This is a genomic window from Consotaella aegiceratis (genome assembly GCF_036541425.1).
Taxonomy (GTDB): Bacteria; Pseudomonadota; Alphaproteobacteria; order Rhizobiales; family Rhizobiaceae; genus Consotaella; species Consotaella aegiceratis.
Map to the genome: position 1 here is coordinate 16,420 of NZ_JAZHFT010000001.1, position 17,069 is coordinate 33,488.

Sequence of the window (17,069 nt, forward strand, 5' to 3'; positions counted from 1 at the left end):
GCGACCTTCCCTCCCCGCGCGATCCGAATGCTTCGAACGCCGGCGGTGAGCCGAACGGCGCCGCTGCACCGAACGATATGGGTTTCGACGACGTTTTGGCGCCTGGCCAAGAGGCGGGGGCACAGTCCGAGCCGCGTCTGGCGGCGACGGGCTGGTCGGCCGCCGCCATCATGCGCGATTTCCGTTTCGGCGGCGAAGAGGTGCCCGTCCTCGTCGCGTCCGCCGCGCCGCTCCTCAATCTGGCCCACGAGCTGCGCCAGCGCACGAACGCGCCCAATATGGAGGAGATGCGTCCGGCCGTCGTCGATGCCGTGCGGCGCTACGAGCGCGATCTGGCCAGCGCCCGCATCAGCCCGGAGAGAACACGCGCGGCCCACTACGTCGTCTGCGCCACGATCGACGACGTGATCCTGTCCAAGCCCTGGAGCGAACGGATGGGCTGGGCCCGGTCCGGCCTCGTTTCCACCTTTCACATGGACGTCACCGGCGGCGACCGGGTCTTCGACCTGCTCGACTATTTCCATCAGAGCCCGGGCGCCAACAAGGATCTGCTTCTCCTCATCTATCTCTGCCTGTCGCTCGCCTTCGAAGGGCGCACGCGGGTGTCGCCGCGCGGCACGCTGGAGCTGGAGCGTATCCGCGAAAGCCTCTACCGCACCCTGCTCGGCCAGTACGGCGTCTTCGAGCGCGAGCTCTCGCCGCATTGGCGGGGCGTCGTGGCGCGCCACAAGCCGCTGCGCACCGCCACGGTTCTGTGGACGCTGCTGGCCTGTCTCGTGCTGGCGCTGGGGCTCGGCTATCTCCTGTTCACGCTCTGGCTGAACCAGGACTCCGATGCGACGGCGCGCCGGCTGGCGGATCTGCCGCCGAACGAAGCGCCGAGCCTCGCTGCCGTTGCCTATCCGGCCGAACCCGAGGAGCCGCAGGAGGAAGCAGCGGCAGGCGAAGAGCCCGAGGCTCCTCCCGCCGTGGTCGAACAGCCCGAGGCCCCGAAAGAGCCCAGCCATCTCGACAATCTGCTGGCCTTTCTCCAGCCGGAGGTCGATGCCGGCCTCGTGACGCTCTCGGACGCCAACGGCCGCCTGCGGGTTCGCATCGCCAATTCCGGCCTGTTCGAGACCGGCAGCGCCGAAGTGAACCCGGACTTCCGCGGCCTTCTTCAACGCATCGGCGGCGCGCTGTCGTCCGAGGGCTTCAAGGCGGTCGTCGTCGGCTACACCGACAACGTGCCGATCCGGACGGTCCAGTTTCCGTCGAACTGGGATTTGTCGGAGGCCCGCGCGAAAGCCGTCGGCGACATTCTGACCCTCTATACGGGACCGGACGCGATCACCACGGAAGGGCGGGCCGACAGCGATCCGCTCGCCAGCAACGATACGCCCGAGGGTCGGGAAATGAACCGACGCACCGAGATTCTCGTCCTCACCGATGCCGCAGCCCGGCTCAACCAGACGGCGTCGGGCACGCCCGCGCCGGATCAAGAACCGCAAGCCGCTCCCCTCGATCAACCGGACGCGTCAGCTCCGCCCGCCCTTGAAGGCGGAGGCGAGACCCAATGAACCCGCTCAGCTACTTCTATACGATCCGATCGTACGTCGACGCCTATTCCGGCTTCATCGGCCGCCGGTTCCTGTCGCTCATCTGGGTGGTGGCGATCGGTTTCGTCATCTGGTTCTACGGCTATCTCCTCAAGTTCGGCGATTTCCAGCCGCTGGCGAGCGTCCGCAACCGCCTCATCGCGATCGGCGTCGTCGTTGCCCTCTGGCTGATCTACCTGATCGTTTCCTTCTTCCGGTCGCGCAAGCGCGACAAGGACCTGGTCGAAGGCATCGAACAGGATGCCGAGGCGCTGGCCGAGGGCGAGCGGTCGGCCGAGGTCGAGGAAATCCGCAGCCAATTGCGGCAGGCTCTGGCCCTGTTGCGCCGGGTGACGCGCAAGCGCCTGGGCTATATCTACGAACTGCCCTGGTATGTGCTCTTCGGCGCGCCGGGGTCCGGCAAGACGACCGCCATCACCCATTCCGGCCTGACCTTCCCGCTCGGCATGGCGGAAGGCGAAGGGGCCCGCGGCATGGCGGGTACGCGAAGCTGCAATTGGTGGTTCTGCGAGGAGGCGATCCTGGTCGACACCGCCGGGCGCTACACCACCCAGGACGATCTTTCCGGCGCGGCCAAGGCCGGTTGGGACGGCTTCCTCAATCTCCTGCGGAAATATCGCCGCTCGCAGCCGGTCAACGGGGTATTGATCACCCTGTCGATCGCCGATCTCGTCGGCCGCAACCCCGATGCGCGGCTGGAGGAGGTGCGTGCCATCCGCAAGCGCCTCAACGAGATGGACGAGGTGCTGAAGGCCCGCATTCCGGCCTATCTGGTTCTGACCAAGGCCGACCTGCTGACCGGCTTCATCGAGTTCTTCGACGGGTTCAACCGGTCCGACCGCGAGCAGGTCTGGGGCATGACCTTCGACCTGGCCGACTGCGACAAGGCCAAGGACCTGCCCGAGCGCTTTCTCGAGGAATTCTCTCTCCTACAGGAGCGCATCGGCTCGATGCTCATCGAGCGCCTGCAGCAGGAGCCGGACGTCGCGGTGCGCGGCCGCATCTTCCGTTTTCCCGCCGAGCTGTCCGCACTCAAGGATACGGTGCACGAGATCCTGGTCGAGCTCTGCTCGGGCTCGAAGCTGGTGGAGGCGCCGCTGGTGCGCGGCGTCTATCTCGCGTCCGGAACCCAGATGACGGAGAGCGAGCGCGCCCTGTCCGCCCAGCCGATCCCGCGAATGCGCCGCAGCTACTTTCTCACCCGATTGTTCAAGGACGTCGTCTTCGGCGAGGCGGCGCTCGTCAATCGCGATCGGCGGCTGTCGTCGCGCCAGCGCATGGTGCGCCGGATCGCCTATGGCGCGGCCGCCGTCCTCCTGGCGTTCGTGCTCACGAGCTGGACCCTCACCTATTTTCGCAACACCGCGGCACTGGCCCAGGCCGAGGAGCGGATCGACGCCTATCAGGACGCGGTCAAGGGCATCCCGATCCAGGATGTCGACGATGCCGACTTCCTGCGCGTTCTGCCCGCCCTCAACAGCCTGTCCGCCGTCGACGACGGCTTCGAGGAGGCCCGCGTGTGGCCGGCCAGCTTCGGGCTCGACCAGCGGCCGAAGATCGAAAGCCGTCAACGCGCCGCCTACCAGCGCGCGCTCAACGCGCTCCTGTTGCCGCGGCTGCTGGTGCAGCTCCAGACCACGATGCGCGACAGCGAGGATCCCAACGCCCTGTTCGATGCGTTGAAGCTCTACGGGATGCTGGGCGGCCTCGGCGACCTCGATCCCGACTATGTCGCCTCGCAGTCGGAACGGCTGTTTGCCGAGCTCTATCCCGAGGAGGGGCGCGCCGCCGTACGCGATGCGCTGGTCGCCCATACGCGGGCCATGGTGGCGGGAACTCTGCCGCCGCTCACCCTGGATACCCAGTTGATCGCCGAGGTGCGCGCCAAGATCGCCGATCGCAGCTATGCCCAGCGCGCCTTCGACATTCTCGCGGCCGATCCCGTGGCGCGATCGCTCAGTCCCTTCGTGCCGGCCGATGCCTTGGGCCCCGTCGGCGAACGCGCCTTCGAACGGGCGTCCGACGCGGGTCTGCGCGAGGGTATCGACGGGCTCTATACCGGCGACGGCTACCGCATGGCCGTCCTGCCGCTCATCGGCGATGCCGCCAGCGAGGCCCTGAAGGAAACCTGGGTCCGCGGCTCCTCTTCCGCGGTGCAGCCGACGACCATCGATGCGGTCTCGAGTGCGGCGCTCGACATCTACTTCGACACGTTTCGGCAGCGCTGGTCGGGACTTCTCAGCGACATGAGAGTGCGTCCCGGACAGACCTTGGCGGAAGAGACCGAGACGGCGCGGCTTTTGGCGAGCGATCCGAGCCCGGTCGAGTCCCTCGCCCAAGCCGTTGCCAAGGCCACCGACCTTCGGCCCGTCGCGGCAGATGGCGATGCCGTCGAGGTTGCCGATGCGGCCGGAGCGGTCGCAGCCGCGGGTGCCACCTCGCCGCTGGCCCTCGCCAATGCGCCCGATCCCTATGGTCCGTTGCGCGAGGCGTTGGCGGGGCCGGACCAGACCGGGCAGGAGGGTGACGCGGCTTTGCCCGATGCCGACGGCGCCGGTCCGTCGCAGATCGCTGCGCTCCAGCCGCTCCTCGATACGATCTATCAGCAGCTCTCCCGCGCCTCGACCTCCACGGCGGCCGTGGCCGAGGTCTTCAACGCGGACGGCGAACTCACCAAGGCGAACCAGGACCTGCTGCAGACCGCTCGCCGCCTGCCCGAGCCGGTCGCCACGTGGATGGCGGGGCTCTCCGCCGATGTCAGCGCGCTGGCGGTGAAGACCGCCCGCACGAGCGCGCGCGAGGCGTGGGCGAGCGGCGGAGCGGATCTGTGCTCTGCCGCCGTCACCAACCGCTATCCGTTCACGCGCGATTCGCCGGACGATGTCTCGCTCGCCGACTTCACTCGCCTGTTCGGGCCACAAGGGCTTTTCGCGACGTTCTTCGAGGAGCGGCTCGCTCCCTTCGTCGATACCACCGCGAGCCCTTGGACATGGCGCGGGACCTTCGGCACCGACGGCCTCGAAGCGCAGGCGATCGCCGAATTCGAACGCGCCGACGAGATCCGCCGCGCCTTCTTTCCGCCGAACAGCGACGAACCGTCGGTGGCGATCAACGTCGAGCCGGTGTCGTTGTCGGAAAATGCCAATGCGGTCCTCTTGGAGATCGAGGACGAGCGGGTCGTCTATTATCACGGCCCAAAGGTCGGCAAGACGATCCGCTGGCCGTCGAGCGAGACCGACAACCAGTCGCGCATCGCCTTCCAGCCGGGCGATATCAGCCAGGCGATGACACGCAACGGCGACTGGTCACCCTTCCGCATCTTCGACGAAGCGACGATCGTTTCGCGTCGCGACGACTTGATGCGCGCGCGTTTCGACGATGGCGGACGCCAGGCCGTTTTCGACGTGCAGTTCGGCTCCGTCCTCAATCCTTTCGAGCTGCCGGCTCTGAGCGAGTTCCAATGTCCGTCGCAGTTCTAGAGGATCGGGTACATACGCGCTGCTGGTTCGCCGGCCACTCGCCGGCGGGAGGCGGAGGATGATCGGCCGTCGCGCCCGCAAGGCGGAAGACCAGGTGGAAGCCGGTCATCCGGGATTCTTCGGCAAGGTGCCGACGCATGGCGACTTCGTTTCCGCCGACCTCGACCCGCGTTTTCTCGGCGCGTTCGACGACTGGCTGCGGCAAGGCATGGCAGCCAGCCGCCAAGCGCTCGGCGAGGCCTGGCGGGACAGCTTTCTCGCCGCGCCGCCCTGGCGCTTCACGTTGGCCGCCGGGCTTTGCGGGCCGCATGGCATGGCCGGTGTGCTGCTGCCGAGCCAAGATCGTATCGGCCGCTGCTTTCCGCTCGTCGCCGCGGCCCGGCTCGACGCCGCCATCGATCCTCAGCGTGTCGCCGACGACGGCACGTGGTTCACCGCCTTGGAGGCAATGGCCGAAACGGCGTTGTGGCCGGATTTCGATCTCATCGTCTTCCGCGACAAGCTGCGCCGCCTGCGCCCGCCGCGCGCCGCCGGCCGTGGGTCACGTCCGTCCGCCGCGGTATCGGCATGGTGGACCGAACGCGGTCCGCGTGGCTGGCCGACCGGCTTCACCACCCAGGGACTGCCGGCACCAGGCGCGTTCCTCGACCTTCTGTCCTCCGGCCACACGCCAAACCGGTCTACACCGGAACGGCATCGGCCATTGCAGAACGGCGCGCCAGCACCCTCCGGCAACGGCGCCTCGACCAGCACAGGCCAACCGGACGAGGGCTTCGGGCAGCCGACAACGGGCGGTTCAGGATCCGCGCCGACATACCCTGCCGCGACCGAGGCGACCGGTCCTCCGCTTCGATTGGTGTCGGCGCTCGGTGAGCATCCGGGACTGCGCTCGTCTCTTCATGCCGATGTCGCCGTGCAGCGCGGCCGCCCGACGATCATGGCCGTGGTCGACGGCATTGGCGGCGATCGCGCCGCGCTACGGGCCGCGCAGGCGGTCGCGGCCGCCGTGGACGAGATCGCGCCGCATGAAGTGCTCGAACAACTCGTCGCGGACATCAAAGGCAAGTTCGGGCGGGTGCACACGCTGATCCGGGCGGCGCAATCGCGCGACGGCATCGCGGCAGCGCCCGACGCCCCGTCCGGCGGCGCGAGCGTGGTCCTGCTCGCCCAGACCGCGAACCAGTTCACGGTTCTCTGGGCCGGCGATGCGCGCTGCTATCTCTTGAGGGACGGCATGATGCGCGGCCTGACGCGCGATCATGTGGCGGTCGGCATGCGGCGGCGCCTGTCGCGTTCGGTCGGCGGCCCGGAAACTTCGGTTCTCCTGGATGCGTTCGGCGACGATCTGCGCCCGCACGACCGCTTTCTGCTCTGTTCCGCTCCTCTGGTGCGGGCGTTGCCGGAACGGTCCATCGCCGAGATCCTGATCAACCAGGATCGTGAGCGCGCGGTGGAACTCCTGGTGCAGGACGCTCTCATCGCCCAGGTGCCGGACAACGTAACGGCGCTGGTGGTCGACGCCGAGCCGGCCTAAGGGCGAACGCCGCCGTCGGCTGTTTGACTCTCGGCGCCGCCGCTGGTCAGTGCCTGCAGCCTTCAGGAAGAACCGCCCGGCGCGGGTGCGGCCGGTAACTGGGGCGGCTGCTTGAGGACATTCAGATATTTCGCCCAGTCCACCGATTTGGCATTGGTGGCATAGAGGATGTCGCCGTCGAGCATCTTGAAGCTCTGCATCTGGATGAAACTCGCCGGATCCTTCATGTTCACCCTGACGATGATCGGCTGCAGCGCGACCGGCACCGGTTCTCCCGGGCTCTTGCCGGCACTCGCCGCCGTGGCGACGGCGGGCACCTTCTGGGTGCGGAAGAGATAGACGTTAAGAGGATCGGCCTGGTCGTCGCGCAGTCCGCCGGCGCGGCCGATCGCCTTGTCGAGTGTCAACTCGCCGGGCTCGAAAGAGAACTCTCCGGCGCTCTTGAACGCGCCGTAGGTGGTATAGGACGCCTTCTCCCCGGCTTCCTCCTCGCCCGGTGCGCCGAGGAAGATACGATCTCCGGGCGCGAGCGAAATGTTCTGCGAGGTCGACGCGAGCACCTGGTCCAGCGCTGCCGACGCGCGGCGTCCGGCCCGTTCGACCGTGACCGTGGTTTCCTCCGGCTTGGATTGCGCACCGCCGGCCAGAGCGATGGCGTCGAGCACGGCTACGCCCCCCGAAATGGGAAAGCGACCCGGTGAGCGCACCGCGCCATCGACCGTGACGACCGCTCCGGGCTTGTCGACGACGTTGACCACGGCTTGAGGATTGACCGCCGATCCACGCAGGCCGTTGACGATCTGGTCCTGCAAAGCGGCGGGCGAGGAATCGACCACCCGCTGGCGACCGACGAAGGGCAGCGTCACGAATCCGGAGGGGTCGACGGTGAAGCGGCCAAGGGCCAGCGATCGGCTCGCCGTCGAGGCAAACAGGCCTTCTTCGCCGGTGTCGAAGATGGTCACTTCGATGACGTCGCCCGGGCGCAGGCGCGTCGCGTTGTAGCCGGCCCGGCCAAGTCGCGAGAGGTCGCCCCGCGGCGCGTGCCGGCGTTCCTCAGCGCTCGCGTCCATCTCGGGCGGCAGCGGCACCATGTAGTAGGAGGCGACGGAAAGATCGACCACCGGAACCGGATGGCCGGACGGCGCAAGCGTCGTGTTGCGAATTGCCCCGGCCTTCGGTCCGCCGGATGGGACATAAGAAGATGCGCATCCCGCCAGCGACAGCAAGACAATCAAAGCGACGGCACTGCGGTTCATTCGATCGCCCCCTCAGCAACCCTAAGAGAGGCATAGCGATGGCTCCTGGTGAAGACAACGCTATTCTCCGCATCGAACGGTCGCAGAAGCGCGAAACGGCAATTAAAAGCTCACTGAAAATCGTACAAATTATTGAATTATATCACCTTTTTTCTCTATTTCAGCTCATCTATCAGAACTATGACAGCGGGCAAGTGTTGCATGATCATCACGGCCTTTGCGGCGGCGCAACCACCGGCAAGGCCCTCCCGTGACGATAGAATCACGAGAATCGGCTTCCATCCGAGGCTGTGTGTCGAATCGAGACCGTCCGCCCTTTTCGGCATTATCGGAAAGCTCCCGCCGAGTGCATAGCCGTCACGCAAGGCGCCTCCGCTAGTCGAAGAAGCCGGCGTCCTCGTCGCCCAGATAGCGCTTCGCCGCCTCGGGAATGAGATCGACGCCCATGCCCGGCCGCTCCAGCACCGAAACGAAGCCGTTTTCGACGATCGGCGAGGGCAATCCCTCGACGATTTCGGCCCACCAGGGCGGCGTGGCGATCGGGTATTCGAAGGCGACGAAATTCTCCGGCAAGGTGGCGCAGACCTGGACCAGCGCCGCCAATCCCAGCAGACCGTTCGCCGTGCCGTGCGGTGCCATCAGGATGCCGTGCAGATCGGCATATTCGGCGATCCATTTGAGCTCGGCGATACCGCCGACATCGCAGGGATCGGGCCCGACCACATCGACCGCCCGCATCCCGATCAACGGCTTGAAGTTCTGGCGCAGGTAGATCTGCTCGCCGGTGTGGATCGGCGCGGACGTCGCCGTCGTCAGGTCGCGATACATCTCGGCATGGACGTAGGGCGAATAATCGCCGGTCAGCAGGTCTTCCAGCCAGAGCAGATCGTGCGGCTCCATCGCGCGGGCGAATTTCAGCGCGTCCTTGAAGGTCCAGCCCGGACCGCAGTCGAGCGCCAGACCGATCGCGTCGCCGGCCGCCTCCTTCATCGCCTCGACGCAGGCGACGATGTGGCGGAAGCCGCGCTCGGTGATCAGGCCGCGCTCCAGCATGCCGTGCGAGCCCTCGCGTTGCGCTTCCCCGTAATGGAAGCCCGGCACGCGGGACTTCATGGCGCTGTGAAAGCCGATCGGTTGCTTGATCATGGTGAAGCCCTCGGGCGAGGCCTTCATGCGCCGGATGTCCTCGGCATAGTCTTCCGGGTCGTAGCCCCGGAATGGGAAGCGCACCCCGCCATTGTAGACGCGGACGCGGTCGCGCACCTTGCCGCCCAACAGCTTGTAGACCGGCACGCCCGCCGCCTTGCCGGCAATGTCCCAGAGCGCGGTCTCGATCACGCTGACTGCGCTGCCGAACGGCTTGAAGGCGCCGCGCTGGCGGATGCGCAGCATCACCCGCTCGACGTCGGTGGGGTCCTCGCCGAGGATGAACTCGCGCAGGCCGAGGATCTGCGGCTTCAGGAACGGCTTCCAGAATTCGGCCTGGCCGAAGCCGTCGATACCTTCGTCCGTCGCGATCCGCACCACCGGATGTTCGCCGATGACGGCGCATTTCAAATCGGTGATCTTCACCTTTTTCTCCGCCTGCGGTGATCCCGGCGCGACACGGCAGCGAGGGGCTCAGCCGACGCGCCGGCCGCTTTCGACATCGAACAGATGAGCCCGCGAGAGATCGGGACGGACCGAAATCGTCTCTCCCGGACGTGCCGTGATACGCTCGCGGAACGAGCCTGTGAACAGGTCACCGCCGGCACGCATGAGGAGATGGAACTCCGCCCCGGTCGGCTCCACCACCTCGACCGTGAAGGGGATGCCGGCCGGATCGATGATCAGGTGTTCGGGGCGGATGCCATAGATCAGCGGGCGATCGGCCTCCATGCCGGCCCCTTCGGGCAGCGGCAGTTCGCCGCCGGCGTCGGTTTCGAACATGCCGGGGCGTTGCGCGCTCACCCGGCCGCGCAGCATGTTCATTCCCGGCGAGCCGATGAAGCCTGCGACGAAGAGGTTGCTCGGCCGATCGTAGAGATCGAGCGGAGCGCCGATCTGCTCGATCTTGCCGGCGTTCATCACCACGATCCGATCGGCCATGGTCATCGCCTCGATCTGGTCGTGGGTGACGTAGATCGTGGTCGTCGTCAGGCGTTGGTGCAACTGGCGGATTTCGGTGCGCATCTGGACGCGCAGCTTGGCATCGAGGTTCGACAGCGGCTCGTCGAAGAGAAACACCGCCGGCTTGCGCACGATCGCGCGGCCCATGGCGACGCGCTGGCGCTGGCCGCCCGACAGCTGCCGGGGATAGCGGTCGAGATACGGCGTCAGGCCGAGGATCTCGGCAGCCTGCCGCACGCGCTCGTCGATCACGCCGGCCTGCTCCTTCCGGAGCCGCAGCGAAAAGCCCATGTTCTGGGCGACGCTCATGTGCGGATAAAGCGCGTAGTTCTGAAACACCATCGAGACGTCGCGCTCCTTCGGGGCGATCTCGTTGACCACCCGATCGCCGATGGTGAGCTCGCCGCCGGTGATCGTTTCCAGCCCCGCGATCATGCGCAGCAGGGTCGACTTGCCGCAGCCGGACGGGCCGACGAGGACGACGAACTCGCCATCGGCGATGGCGATCGAGACGCCGTGCAGAACCTCGACGCTTCCATACGACTTGCGCAGGTTGTTGATGATGACCTTTGCCACTTTCGTCTCCCCCGGCCCCGACGGGCCCGTGCCGTGTCGTCCAGATCGCCTTCGCTATTCGTCCCAGAGTGGCGCCTTGTCCGGATCGACGATGCGCGATCCCCGGTCGAGCCGGTCGATGTCGGCCATTTCCGCATCGGACAGCCTGACCGTCCGCGCCATGAGGTTGGAAGCCAGATGCGTCTCGCGGCTCGTTGCCGGAATTGCCGCGAACCCGTTCTGCAGAAGCCATGCCAGCGCGATCGTTCCCGGCTCCACCTCGTGCCGTTCCGCCATCGAACGGAGCACCGGATCGTCGGCCGCGCGACCCTGGGCGAGCGGCATGTAGGCGGTCAGCAGCAGACCCTTGGTGCGGGCATAGGCGGCGAGCGTCCGGTTCTGCAGATAGGGATGCAGTTCGACCTGATTGGTCGCGAGCGCGCCCCGCCCCACGATCGTTTCGCTGCGCTCCAACAGTGCGATGGTGAAGTTCGAGACCCCGATATGGCGCGTCCAGCCCTTGGCCTGCGTCTCGGCCAGCGCCTCCATGTAGGAGGCGAGCGGCACCTCCTCCTCGCGCCGCGGCCAATGGATCAGCAACAGGTCGATCCACTCGGTGCCGAGCGCGCGCAGGCTGGCTTCCACGCTCGGCAGGAAGTCCGCCGGCGCGAGGTTGACGTCGGCCACCTTGGTGGTGACGAACACCGCCTCGCGCGCCAGTCCCGAGCGCCGGATCGCCTCGCGCACGCTCGCCTCCGTGCCGTAGGACTGGGCGGTGTCGATATGGCGGTAGCCCAGCTCCAGCGCGCGCTGGATCGCGGCAATTCCCACTTCGCCCGTCCGCCCGAAGGTTCCGAGGCCGAGGCGCGGAATGTCGGTGACGACATGGTTCATCGGCAGCACCTCAGCCCTTGGTCGCGCCAGCCATCAGGCCGCCCACGAAGAGGCGCTGCATGGCGAGGAACAGGACGGCGATGGGAAGCGTCATCACCACGGACGCGGCCATCACCGCCCCCCAGTCGGTGGTGAATTCGGTGGTGAACTCCGACAGGCCGATGGGCAGCGTCTTGACGTTCTTGTCGAGCGCGAAGCTCAAGGCGAAGATGAACTCGTTCCACGTCGTCACGAACGAGTAGACCACCACGGCGACGATGCCCGGCAAGGCCAGCGGCAGCGTGATCTTGAACAGGATCTCGACACGCGAGGCGCCGTCGATGATCGCCGCCTCTTCCAGCTCCACCGGGATCGAGCGGAAATAGCCGACGAGCATCCACACCGAGAGCGGCAGCGTCACGATCATGTAGACGAGGATCAGGCCGAGATAGGTGTTGATGAGCCCGAACGAGCGCAGAATGATGAACAGCGGCACGATGATCGCCGCCGTCGGCAGCAGCTGTGCACCCAGCACGGCCGCCTGCAGCGCCGCGCGGCCGCGGAAGCGGAACCGCGAGAAGCCGTTGGCCGCGAAGACCGCCAGAGCGAGCGACAACACCGTCGATCCGAAGGATATGACGACGGAATTGAGGAAGTATCGCGGGATGTTGGAGTCGAACAGCACCTTGCGATAGTTGTCGAAGGTCGGCGCCTCCGGGATCCAGTGCGGCGGGATGGTATAGAGTTCGGTCAGTTGCTTGACGGACGACGACAGCATCCACAGGAACGGCACGATCGAGATCGCCATCAGCAACAGCACGAAGGCATAGATGCCGATCATCAGCAGAGGGCTGTGTCGTCTCATCAATCGAGCTCCCCACGCTGCGTCAGATAGATGTAGAGACCGGCCAGCATCGAAACGAAGATGAAGAACGCCACGGAGAGCGCCGCCGCATCGTTCAGACGGAAGGTCTCGAACGCCGTCTGATAGATCTGGATCGGGGTGATCAGCGAACGGTTGGCCGGCCCGCCCTGGGTGATGGAATAGATGATGGTGATGCCATTGAGCCCCCAGATCACCAGGAGAAGCGTAACGGCGGCCAGCACCGGCCGGAGCTGCGGGATCATGATGAAGCGCACTTCGTCGGCAAAGCTCGCGCCGTCGACGCGGGCCGCCTCGTAGAGCGACTTGTCGACCGACTGCAGGCCGGCCAGCACCATGATCGCCACGAAGGGAAACATCTTCCAGACGTTGATGGCGATCAGCGCGGGCAGCACCGTGTCGATGTTGCTCAGCCAGTTGACCGGCTGGTCGATGATGCCGAATTCAACCAGCATGTAGTTGATGATCCCGAACTCGCTGTGGAACATCCAGGCCCAGGTCGTGGCTGCGACGATGCCGGGAATGACCCAGGGAATGAGCAGGACCGAGCGCGCGGTTGCGCGGCCGGCGAACCTCTGGTCGAGCAGGATGCCGGCGGCGGTGCCGATGCCGACCTGGAAGACGATCGACCAGAACACGTAGACGAACGTGTTCTTCAGCGCGATCAGCGTGACCCGCGCGGGCAGGATGCGTTCGTAGTTCGCCAGCCCCGCCCAGCCGCCGGTGCGGGTCTGAAAACTCATGATGATGGTGTAGATCAGCGGGTAGACGATCAGCAGCGCCAGCACGACGAGTGCGGGAAGCGCGAAGGCCACGCCCGGATTGAGCCTGAGCTTCTTCATCGAACCTGTCTCGGCTTCGGGATGGCGGCCCGCCCCTAAGAGCGGGGCGGGCTCTGAGGACTGCAAGGCGCGCTTATTGGCCTTCGGTCAGCGGCTCGATTTCCTCGGCCGCCGCGTCCATCGCCTCCTGCGGTTCCATCGAACCGACCAGCACCTCCTGGACATAGGTGAAGTAGGTCTGCGTCATCTGAGTCCAGTTCGGAACCGGCCACGGGGCGCGGGCATAGGGCAGCATGTCGCGGAAGGCCTTCAGCTCCGGGTCCTGGAAGCGAGGCTGCGACATCGCGCTGTCGCGGGCCGGGAAGGTATCGGTATAGACGCCCATCACCTCGGGCCGCGCCAGATAGGCGAGCAGCGTCGCCGCATCCTCCTTGTTCGGCGCGTCCGCCGGCACGATCCAGTTCCAGCCGCCGAGCAGCGCCGTGGTGTCCTTGCCCTCGGGATGCGGCAGCATGATCGAGCCCGTCTCGATGTCCGGGTTCTCCTTGTGGATCGTCGCCAGATCGTATTGGCCCGACTGGTACATGGCCACGGCGCCGGCGGAAAACAGCTGGCGGTTGGCGATGCCGTCGTTCTCCAGCGTCGAGGGCGGCGACGTCTTCAGGTCGGTGTAGAAGTCGGTGTAGAACTTCAGCCCCGCCACGGATTCCGACGTGTTCACGACAACCTTGCCGTCGGCGTCGAGAATGCCGCCGCCGTTCATGCGCAGGAACGGCACCGAGCGATAGACGGTGTTGCCGAACTCGCCGCCGCCGGTGATGGCGAAGCCGTATTGTTCGGTCCCGTCTTCCCGCGTCTTGGTCAGCGCCTTCGCCGCTTCGGCGAACTCGTCCCAGGTCTGGGGCGGATTGTCGGGATCGAGCCCAGCATCGCGGAACATGCCGCGATTGATGATCACCGCATGCGATTCGATCCGGTAGGGCAGCCCGTAGACCGCGCCGTCGTATTTCGTGGTGGCCAGACCCGAGTCGAGGAAGTCGCTCCAGTCCAGGTCCTTGTCGGCCATCAGCTCGTCGATCGGGGAAAGAAGCCCCTGCGCCGCGAACGGAATGTTCCAGCCGTTCTGCGAGTCGATGACGTCGGGCGGACTGCCCGACTGCAGAGCCACCAGGATCTTGTTCTGCAGGCCTTCGGCCACCGTGGTTTCGAGATTGACCTTGATGTCGGGATATTCGGCCTGGAAATCCTCGATGATCTGATTGACGCGCGGCTGCTCCCAGTTCGGTGCCCACCACGTCACCTCCCCGGCGGTCGCGGCAACCGGCAGGCAGAACCCGCCCATCGCCAGCGCCGCAGTGGCGGAGAGCCTGCGATGCATCCTGTTCATGTCTTCCTCCTCTTCAGCGGCAGCATGCCGCGGATCAACCGACGCTCCCGACGTCGGCCGATCGGTTCGTGGTGGCCGTGGATCCTCCCGGCACCGCGGATGGCTTTTATCCTTTCAGATCATTAAGTTCATATTTGAACTTTTTCGTTTCATAATTGATCGTAACGCATGATCATAGGCGCGTCAAATGGCCCACTTCGGCGCAAGCGAGTGGGCTCTGGATGCCTCTCAGCCAGCCGTCGCGTGGTCGCGGCCTGCCGTGGCATCGCGCGGCCACCCCAACGCCGGGGCGGCGATCACATCATGAAGAATGGAAGCGGACGAGACGACCGGGGCCACGGCCGCTTGCGGTCCGATGTCAGGTGGGCGGGCGGCCGCTAGGCCGCCTACCGCCAGCTGGCCCGTCGAGACACCCGAAACCCGCTCATCGTAAGCGTATCCGTGGCGCAATCCGCTCGACTTGGCGGCAAGATGCCGATCAGGGCAGTTCGGATTCCAGTTCACGGGCCGTCCGAAGCAAGGCGGCGATGATCTGATCCTCGTCGCTTCGCCTGTTCTGGGCGAGAAACGGCACGCTCAAGGCCCCGATGGCGCTGCCGCCCGAATCCAGGATCGGCACGGCGAAGGCCTTGATGCCAGCCATGCCTTCGCCGGAATCCGTGGCGTAGCCGCGCGACCGGATGCGCCGCAGGTCGATGCGCAGCTGCTCGGGATCGCAAATGGTCGCCTCGGTCACCCGTTGCAGCGGCCGGCTCAGGATCTTGTCCTGCACATCAGCGGGATAGTAGCTGAGCAGAAGCTTGCCGGACGCGCCGGCATGCAGCGGCAGTCGCTGGCCGACCGAAACGCCGAGCGCATAGTCGCGCCGCCCGCGGGCCGTCGCGACCACCAGCACCTTGTCGTCGTCGGCGACAGAGAGCTTGACGCTTTCGCCGAGCTCCGCCGTCAGCCGATCCATGTACTTCTGGGCGGCGTTGACCAGATCGCGGCCACCCGCGTCGCGCGCCACATGGGAGGCCAAGGACAGCAGGCGATCGCCCAGTTGGTAGCGGCCCTGGCCGTCGCGCCGAACCATATCGTACGTCGCCAGCGTGTTGAGAATCCGGTAGACCGTCGTTTGCGGAACATCCAGCATGGCGACCAAATCGAGGATCGTCGCGCCATTCTCCATCGACTCCAGCGCCGCCAGGATTCCCATCATCCTCTCGATGACCGGAATGCGATGCTTTGCCTGCGCCTCGGCGGAAGGGGTCCGGGCCATCTTCGTCCTCATTGACAACTCGCGTCCCTTGTCCCTAACATCGATAAACTGAATTTGTATAGTTCAAATATGAATTCATATATGCAACGCTTCGTCTGGGAGGAACCATCGATGACGCGTTCATCCGGCGAGATCGCCGACTGCTCATCCCGCCTGAAAAAGCTCTATACGGCGGCCGTCTACGACATTCTGGACGAGATGGGCCTGCCCAACCAGTGCATGGATCTCGGCATCCGGCCGCTCGACCGCGCCATGAAGATCGCCGGGCCGGCCTTTACCGTGGCCACCACCAACGATCCGCGAACCGATGCCGAATACGACTATGACGAGGTCGCCAAGCTGACCTTCTTCCGCCGAATGTACCAAGGCTGCGTCGTGCTCGTCGCCACGGCCGGTGATCGCAAGACCGGCCATTGGGGCGAGTTGATGAGCGCGTCGGCCAAGGCCAAGGGCGCCGCCGGCGTGGTTATCGACGGCGGCATCCGCGATGGCGGCCAACTTCTGGAGATGGCCGACTGGAGCGTGTTTTCGCGCTATCTCTCGCCGATCGAGTCGCGACTGCGCACCCGCATCTCTCGGATCGAGGGACCGGTCGTCGTGTCCGGCACCCTGTCTGCCTACATCCGCGTCGAACCGGGCGACTGGATCTTCGGAGACATGGACGGCGTCCTGGTGATCCCCGACGGCCTTCTCGACGAGGTCCTGAGCAAGGCCGAAGAGGTCGAGCGGCTCGAAACCCGCACACGCCAGGAGGTCATGGAGGGCGCCGACGTCGCCGACGTCTTTGCGAAATACGGCCGCCTCTAGGCGACCCTGCGAACGGCTCGCTTCGAGCATCGAACCTGAGAACAGGACTGGGAAATGGTTACCATCGAATCCGTCGGGCATGTGGCGATCCGCGTCAAGGATCTCGACGCCTCCCTCGCCTTCTACGCGGACAAGCTCGGCCTGCCCGAGATGTTCCGCCTCAATCGCGACGACCGCGTCTGGCTGGTCTATCTGCGCATCACCGACGACCAGTATCTCGAGGTCTTTCCGGAGGGCGAAGGCGACGAGGCACCCGGCCCGATGACCGTCGGACAGAATCATTTCTGCCTGACCGTCGCCGATATCGACAAGGCCGAAGCCGAAGTCGTCGCGCTCGGCATTCCGTTTTCCTCACCCAAGAAGCAGGCCGCCGACGGCAATTGGCAATTCTGGATCAAGGATCCGGACGGCAACCGGATCGAATTCATGCAGATGGACCCGGCGTGCAAACAGCTTCAGGCCATTCGCGCCATGGCGGGCGCAGGCTGAGGGGCATGCCCGCCGGATCGTTGCAGCCGTTCGTTGTGTTGAGCGTACCGGCTGCG

At 65.9% G+C, this 17,069-nt stretch carries 14 protein-coding genes; 6 read left to right on the forward strand and 8 right to left on the reverse strand.

Annotation, left to right across the window (positions count from 1 at the left end; all coding sequences use genetic code 11):
- Positions 1-77 precede the first annotated feature (77 nt).
- Genes tssL through tagF form a run of 3 tightly spaced genes read left to right on the forward strand, consistent with a single transcriptional unit; the run spans position 78 to position 6,611 of the window.
- Entirely contained in the window at positions 78-1,559 is a 1,482-nt protein-coding gene (gene tssL / locus SMD10_RS00075; RefSeq protein ID WP_432757149.1) for a type VI secretion system protein TssL, long form, read from the forward strand.
- Positions 1,556-5,077: a type VI secretion system membrane subunit TssM gene (gene tssM / locus SMD10_RS00080; RefSeq protein WP_331683586.1), complete on the forward strand. Its 3,522-nt coding sequence runs from the start codon at positions 1,556-1,558 to the stop codon at positions 5,075-5,077. Before tssL ends, tssM begins: the two co-directional genes overlap by 4 nt.
- Positions 5,078-5,135: 58 nt before the next feature.
- Positions 5,136-6,611: a type VI secretion system-associated protein TagF gene (gene tagF, locus SMD10_RS00085; RefSeq protein ID WP_331683587.1), complete on the forward strand. Its 1,476-nt coding sequence runs from the start codon at positions 5,136-5,138 to the stop codon at positions 6,609-6,611.
- Positions 6,612-6,673: 62 nt separating this feature from the next.
- Here tagF and SMD10_RS00090 read toward each other — a convergent pair whose 3' ends face one another.
- The gene (locus SMD10_RS00090) at positions 6,674-7,867 is read right to left on the reverse strand and encodes a polysaccharide biosynthesis/export family protein (RefSeq protein WP_331683588.1); all 1,194 of its coding nucleotides are present in this window, start codon (positions 7,865-7,867) and stop codon (positions 6,674-6,676) included.
- A gap of 38 nt (positions 7,868-7,905) precedes the next feature.
- On the opposite strand from SMD10_RS00090, the gene SMD10_RS00095 reads away from it, so the two are divergent.
- Entirely contained in the window at positions 7,906-8,121 is a 216-nt protein-coding gene (locus SMD10_RS00095; protein ID WP_331683589.1) for a hypothetical protein, read from the forward strand.
- 121 nt (positions 8,122-8,242) lie between these two features.
- On the opposite strand, the gene SMD10_RS00100 is transcribed toward SMD10_RS00095, so the two are convergent.
- The 7 genes from SMD10_RS00100 to SMD10_RS00130 form a co-directional block, all read right to left on the reverse strand.
- A complete protein-coding gene (locus SMD10_RS00100) occupies positions 8,243-9,439 on the reverse strand; it encodes a mandelate racemase/muconate lactonizing enzyme family protein (protein ID WP_331683590.1) in 1,197 nt (398 codons plus the stop codon).
- A gap of 48 nt (positions 9,440-9,487) precedes the next feature.
- Entirely contained in the window at positions 9,488-10,552 is a 1,065-nt protein-coding gene (locus tag SMD10_RS00105; protein WP_331683591.1) for an ABC transporter ATP-binding protein, read from the reverse strand.
- 54 nt (positions 10,553-10,606) lie between these two features.
- Positions 10,607-11,425 carry an aldo/keto reductase gene (locus SMD10_RS00110; RefSeq protein WP_331683592.1) on the reverse strand — a complete coding sequence of 273 codons (819 nt, stop codon included), beginning with the start codon at positions 11,423-11,425 and terminating at the stop codon, positions 10,607-10,609.
- A 10-nt stretch (positions 11,426-11,435) separates the two neighbouring features.
- On the reverse strand, positions 11,436-12,269 hold the full coding sequence (locus tag SMD10_RS00115) for a carbohydrate ABC transporter permease (RefSeq protein WP_331683593.1): 834 nt from the start codon (positions 12,267-12,269) through the stop codon (positions 11,436-11,438).
- Positions 12,269-13,129, reverse strand: coding sequence for a carbohydrate ABC transporter permease (locus SMD10_RS00120; protein ID WP_331683594.1), 861 nt, complete (start codon positions 13,127-13,129; stop codon positions 12,269-12,271). The genes SMD10_RS00115 and SMD10_RS00120 overlap by 1 nt, the downstream gene beginning before the upstream one ends.
- A gap of 73 nt (positions 13,130-13,202) precedes the next feature.
- Positions 13,203-14,456 (reverse strand): ABC transporter substrate-binding protein, encoded by a 1,254-nt coding sequence (locus SMD10_RS00125; protein ID WP_331683595.1) that lies wholly within the window; start codon positions 14,454-14,456, stop codon positions 13,203-13,205.
- Between the two features lie 478 nt (positions 14,457-14,934).
- Positions 14,935-15,717 carry an IclR family transcriptional regulator gene (locus SMD10_RS00130; protein WP_331683596.1) on the reverse strand — a complete coding sequence of 261 codons (783 nt, stop codon included), beginning with the start codon at positions 15,715-15,717 and terminating at the stop codon, positions 14,935-14,937.
- A 111-nt stretch (positions 15,718-15,828) separates the two neighbouring features.
- Here SMD10_RS00130 and SMD10_RS00135 point away from each other — a divergent pair, with 111 nt between their 5' ends.
- The gene (locus SMD10_RS00135; protein ID WP_331683597.1) at positions 15,829-16,524 is read left to right on the forward strand and encodes an RraA family protein; all 696 of its coding nucleotides are present in this window, start codon (positions 15,829-15,831) and stop codon (positions 16,522-16,524) included.
- 54 nt (positions 16,525-16,578) lie between these two features.
- On the forward strand, positions 16,579-17,013 hold the full coding sequence (locus SMD10_RS00140) for a VOC family protein (RefSeq protein ID WP_331683598.1): 435 nt from the start codon (positions 16,579-16,581) through the stop codon (positions 17,011-17,013).
- Positions 17,014-17,069 lie beyond the last annotated feature (56 nt).

Bases quoted from the DNA above. Each gene is read 5' to 3' on its own strand.
- tssL (WP_432757149.1), top strand. From the start codon at position 78: ATGGGTTTCGACGACGTTTTGGCGCCTGGCCAAGAGGCGGGGGCACAG.
- tssM (WP_331683586.1), top strand. From the start codon at position 1,556: ATGAACCCGCTCAGCTACTTCTATACGATCCGATCGTACGTCGACGCC.
- tagF (WP_331683587.1), top strand. From the start codon at position 5,136: ATGATCGGCCGTCGCGCCCGCAAGGCGGAAGACCAGGTGGAAGCCGGT.
- SMD10_RS00090 (WP_331683588.1), bottom strand. From the start codon at position 7,867: ATGAACCGCAGTGCCGTCGCTTTGATTGTCTTGCTGTCGCTGGCGGGA.
- SMD10_RS00095 (WP_331683589.1), top strand. From the start codon at position 7,906: ATGGCTCCTGGTGAAGACAACGCTATTCTCCGCATCGAACGGTCGCAG.
- SMD10_RS00110 (WP_331683592.1), bottom strand. From the start codon at position 11,425: ATGAACCATGTCGTCACCGACATTCCGCGCCTCGGCCTCGGAACCTTC.
- SMD10_RS00115 (WP_331683593.1), bottom strand. From the start codon at position 12,269: ATGAGACGACACAGCCCTCTGCTGATGATCGGCATCTATGCCTTCGTG.
- SMD10_RS00120 (WP_331683594.1), bottom strand. From the start codon at position 13,129: ATGAAGAAGCTCAGGCTCAATCCGGGCGTGGCCTTCGCGCTTCCCGCA.
- SMD10_RS00125 (WP_331683595.1), bottom strand. From the start codon at position 14,456: ATGAACAGGATGCATCGCAGGCTCTCCGCCACTGCGGCGCTGGCGATG.
- SMD10_RS00130 (WP_331683596.1), bottom strand. From the start codon at position 15,717: ATGGCCCGGACCCCTTCCGCCGAGGCGCAGGCAAAGCATCGCATTCCG.
- SMD10_RS00135 (WP_331683597.1), top strand. From the start codon at position 15,829: ATGACGCGTTCATCCGGCGAGATCGCCGACTGCTCATCCCGCCTGAAA.
- SMD10_RS00140 (WP_331683598.1), top strand. From the start codon at position 16,579: ATGGTTACCATCGAATCCGTCGGGCATGTGGCGATCCGCGTCAAGGAT.